This window comes from Bartonella sp. OT172YNZD (genome assembly GCF_042193725.1).
GTDB classification, from domain to species: Bacteria; Pseudomonadota; Alphaproteobacteria; order Rhizobiales; family Rhizobiaceae; genus Bartonella; species Bartonella grahamii_A.
The window spans coordinates 1-3674 of sequence record NZ_JBHILZ010000038.1 but is presented as its reverse complement, the minus strand read 5'-3'; the positions used below and the strand labels follow the sequence as shown (position 1 = coordinate 3674).

At 36.1% G+C, this 3674-nt stretch carries 6 protein-coding genes; 2 read left to right on the top strand and 4 right to left on the bottom strand.

What is annotated here, in order from left to right; all coding sequences use genetic code 11:
• Positions 1 to 11: 11 nt before the first annotated feature.
• The 4 genes from ACFIJS_RS08670 to ACFIJS_RS08655 form a co-directional block, all read right to left on the bottom strand.
• A complete protein-coding gene (locus tag ACFIJS_RS08670; protein WP_375651206.1) occupies positions 12 to 770 on the bottom strand; it encodes an antA/AntB antirepressor family protein in 759 nt (252 codons plus the stop codon).
• A 67-nt stretch (positions 771 to 837) separates the two neighbouring features.
• Positions 838 to 1212 (bottom strand): hypothetical protein, encoded by a 375-nt coding sequence (locus ACFIJS_RS08665; protein ID WP_375651204.1) that lies wholly within the window; start codon positions 1210 to 1212, stop codon positions 838 to 840.
• A gap of 268 nt (positions 1213 to 1480) precedes the next feature.
• Positions 1481 to 2098 (bottom strand): S24 family peptidase, encoded by a 618-nt coding sequence (locus ACFIJS_RS08660; protein ID WP_375651202.1) that lies wholly within the window; start codon positions 2096 to 2098, stop codon positions 1481 to 1483.
• Between the two features lie 80 nt (positions 2099 to 2178).
• Positions 2179 to 2781: a S24 family peptidase gene (locus ACFIJS_RS08655; protein WP_375618830.1), complete on the bottom strand. Its 603-nt coding sequence runs from the start codon at positions 2779 to 2781 to the stop codon at positions 2179 to 2181.
• Positions 2782 to 2881: 100 nt separating this feature from the next.
• Here ACFIJS_RS08655 and ACFIJS_RS08650 point away from each other — a divergent pair, with 100 nt between their 5' ends.
• Positions 2882 to 3127, top strand: coding sequence for a helix-turn-helix transcriptional regulator (locus ACFIJS_RS08650; RefSeq protein WP_375651200.1), 246 nt, complete (start codon positions 2882 to 2884; stop codon positions 3125 to 3127).
• A 16-nt stretch (positions 3128 to 3143) separates the two neighbouring features.
• Complete coding sequence (locus ACFIJS_RS08645) at positions 3144 to 3581, top strand: hypothetical protein (RefSeq protein ID WP_375651198.1); 438 nt, start codon at positions 3144 to 3146, stop codon at positions 3579 to 3581.
• Positions 3582 to 3674: the final 93 nt, after the last annotated feature.

Sequence of the window (3674 nt, the reverse complement as noted above, 5' to 3'; positions counted from 1 at the left end):
ACAATAGCCTCTTAATGCATGCTTTGTCTTTTAAGCTCTTGAGACAGCACACCAATTCCTTTTGCTGTGATTTTTGCTGCTGGTACGACTTTTTCTATTCCATTTGCGGTTTGAAGTGTGATAGTTGGACAATCCATAAGTTTCTTTTGGATTTTGTCTTGATAAGGAAGCAAATTTCCACCTGCTGCTCGTCTGTAAACCCAACCTTTTTGCTGTAAGAATTGAATGAACTGTTTTGGTTGCATCTCGAGTATTTTAGCGGCTTCAGTAAGACCGAAGAGCCCATCAGAGCGTTGTAAGCTTTCAAGAGCCATTGCTTTTGGTTTTAAATCTTCAATGATGATGTCTTTACGCTCATTTTCATTTTTTAGATGAGTTAATACACCTAACATTACTTGTGGACTTGAGTAATCGATTTGTGGTGTAACAACTTGCTTTGCACGCCGCTCGCATTCAATAAAATATTGACGGGCTTGTTTACCTTTTTCATTACGCTCTACCATGGCGAGCTCTTTTGCCATGTCTAATGTGAGGTGATAGTCTATAGCTGTAACAGCTCTAGATTTTGCGCTCCCCAATTTTGGGGACCGCAAATCTTGTGTTTTTATGAAATCATTTCCCTCTTCAAATTCATATTGATGAATACGGTCCTTAATCCAAGTAGAGAAATCTTTCCCAATTTCCAAAAACGCATGTAACTCACGAGCGTTGACCGTTTGAACGGTTTCGTGTTTGATTGTATTGTGCTGGATAGCAATAGGCTTTTCCATTACGAACCTCATATTGATGGGATTGATGAATGAAAGGGGGCGCTTTTAAATGCGCCCTTTAGAATTTTTAAAGCACATCACAAAGACGTAATTTATTTTGCTCTTCATAGGTCCCGTAGACCTCATCATTATATTTTTCTTCTGCTAACTCAGATAAAAGATCATTGTAAGCATCACTTTCGCGTATAAAGTCATGAACTTTACTATCCTCATGGAGATGTTCAATATTTTCTTTTACATATGCTTCTGCAATTTCTTCAGAAATGTCTTCACAATTATTCTCAGAAGGATTTATACGAAAGATTTGGATTGCATCATCTACCTCATCAACAATGCTTAGAATTTGGCTTGCATCAAGTGGTCCAGACCGACCAATGTTTTGATCATCATTATAGACAACTAATAAAATTTCATCAGAATTTATAAGAATTGGATTTTCCATAATTTCTCCTCCCTAACGCCTCTTGGCGATTGTTTGTGCGTGGTTTGTATAATTACTTATACGCAAATGTATAAATATAAGCAAGCAAAAAATCACATATATTTCATTTTTTTGCATTTTCACTTAAATAGCATCTTCAAAAACAATGGAATTAAAAGTTGATTTTAAAATCAGTAAATGTGCGGTTTACTGGTAAAAATCAATCAAACTCGCTTCAATCTGTTGATGGCAATCTCATTGATAACGTGAACAGAGAATCGCATTGTGTTTACATATCAAGAATAGTACGTCGTACACGACCTATTATAGAGATAGCACCTTCAAGTTTTGGAGCTTTTATTGTTTTGTCGTATGAAGCAGGCTGAAAAGGCGGATCATCATTAGGTCTGTATCGTTTATATGTCGCTTGTCCAGATTCATCTGCAATTACATAGCAGGCATTAGGTACAAGTTTTTTGTCTCGCATATTTACAAATATTATAGAATCTGGAGGGCTAATTTTATTCATAGATGTGCCATCTACACGCAAAGCAATCCATTCACCAGCGGGAAGATTAACAGCCTCTGTTTTAGGACAATCTGAAAAGTCCATTATTCCATCTTGTTCGCTTAGCTCTCCAGCGCTAATCCATGAAACGAGAGGAATACTTATATTGAGGTTAGGATTTTCTTGAGGAGACTCGCCATACAAAATCCACCCCGGATCTACATTAAATACTTGTCCATAGAGCTCGGCTATTTGGCGCGAAATACCACGATTTCCATTTTCGTGACTAATTAGGGTATTTTGATTAAGAGCTGGTATAGCGCGCGCAGCTTCGCTTGGTGTTGCATATCCAGCATTCTTACGCGCTATTTTAAGTCTATCTTTTGGCAAATAAGTCATTTGTACATTTATCCACTATTTTTTGCATTTTCACTTAAATGCCATCTTCAAAATAAGAGAATTCAAGGTTGACTTGTGAATTATTTCGTAAGCAAGCGATAAGCTTTACGTGGCAGTATTGAAATTATTTCCCCAATCCATTTTATCTTAACATTTTTAATGGGATCTGCATTCCATGATTTGAGTACAATGCCTTCTGAAGAGCGAGTAATTTGTTTGATGAATCGCCTATTATCTTCTGTCAGAACAATGACTTCATCACCGTAATAATCGCTCACTGGCTTTGTTTGCAGATGTTTAACTACGATTAAATCACCATCTTTATACACAGGATACATAGAATTTCCACGAACCACGAAACCTATTGCTTCAAAAGGCAAATCAAATGGTATTTCAATTGTTTCAAGCCCATCTTCTGGGATTTGCTCAACATCGGTGTCAATCTCTAATCCTGCTCCTACATATCCCATAACAGGAACAAGTGTAGTAATTTGATTATAACCCTTTAAGCTTTTATAAAGTTCTAAAATTGCGTCTCTGTGTGAACCTCTAGGATCTGATTCATTTCCTAACCATCTTGATACGGTTGCTTGAGTTACATTTAGTCTATCGGCAAGATCTTTTTGACTGAGACCAAATTCAGATTGCAATACTTGCAATGTAGCAATGATATTTTTCGTCATAATTAGTTACTTATGATTTTTAAATTAAAAAAAATCTATTGTTTTTTTTAATATATGTTATACAATTGCGTATATGGTTAAAATAAAGGACTTAACTCAAATGGACACAGAGGAAAAATTCAAGATTAAATCTATCCGAAAGTGTTTATCGCTAACACAAAAGGAATTAGCAGACATTTTAGGCGTTAAGCAAGCCTCTGTTTGTCGTTGGGAACAAGGAAAAGGTCTATCTTTAAAGAATTATCTAAAGCTGCAACAACTGAAAGGATGTTCTGGCTCTAGTTCTGCTTTTATTGGTACCCCTACAGATAATAACAAACATCAACAGCACCCTTCACACTCTTAAAGAAGAAAGATCAGAGATGATAGATGTCCCACAGATCACTATAAGCAAAGTCCAGTTGATTGATCTTGTTAATAAGATTGGACAAAAAGACATATATTATGGTGTCCGTTCGCCTCAAGATGCATGTCTTGAAACAAGCATAGATCCCTCATCAACAGGTTTTCTTGTCTATATGCTGCATAGTATCTTTGTGCGTGATGATAGAAATTATTTTCCGTTATTGCCGTACGATGACTTTAATCAATGGTTTTTATCTGTGTTTACGCAAGCTTTTACGGACTGGTTTGATAATTATTTTTCTCAAGAGTTATCATCTTTTTATCGCTTAAGTAAGCTAATCTTGTTTATGTGCTTAGTCGAAAGTAAGCTTGATCTCTTAAGGGATGAACTCATCGAAAAAAGAAAAGAAGAAATCGAATTAATAGATGATGCATGCAGTGTGTGTCTGAGTTGAGTTAATCCAATTTTTTAAAACTTATAACTACGCGCTCTGTCATAACGCACGCATAAACACACAACAGCCTTAAGGGGGGATTATGATCACTAA

Excerpts from the sequence above, each read along its gene's own strand:
- ACFIJS_RS08660 (WP_375651202.1), bottom strand. The coding sequence starts at position 2,098 with ATGACTTATTTGCCAAAAGATAGACTTAAAATAGCGCGTAAGAATGCT.
- ACFIJS_RS08645 (WP_375651198.1), top strand. The coding sequence starts at position 3,144 with ATGATAGATGTCCCACAGATCACTATAAGCAAAGTCCAGTTGATTGAT.
- ACFIJS_RS08670 (WP_375651206.1), bottom strand. The coding sequence starts at position 770 with ATGGAAAAGCCTATTGCTATCCAGCACAATACAATCAAACACGAAACC.
- ACFIJS_RS08665 (WP_375651204.1), bottom strand. The coding sequence starts at position 1,212 with ATGGAAAATCCAATTCTTATAAATTCTGATGAAATTTTATTAGTTGTC.
- ACFIJS_RS08655 (WP_375618830.1), bottom strand. The coding sequence starts at position 2,781 with ATGACGAAAAATATCATTGCTACATTGCAAGTATTGCAATCTGAATTT.
- ACFIJS_RS08650 (WP_375651200.1), top strand. The coding sequence starts at position 2,882 with ATGGACACAGAGGAAAAATTCAAGATTAAATCTATCCGAAAGTGTTTA.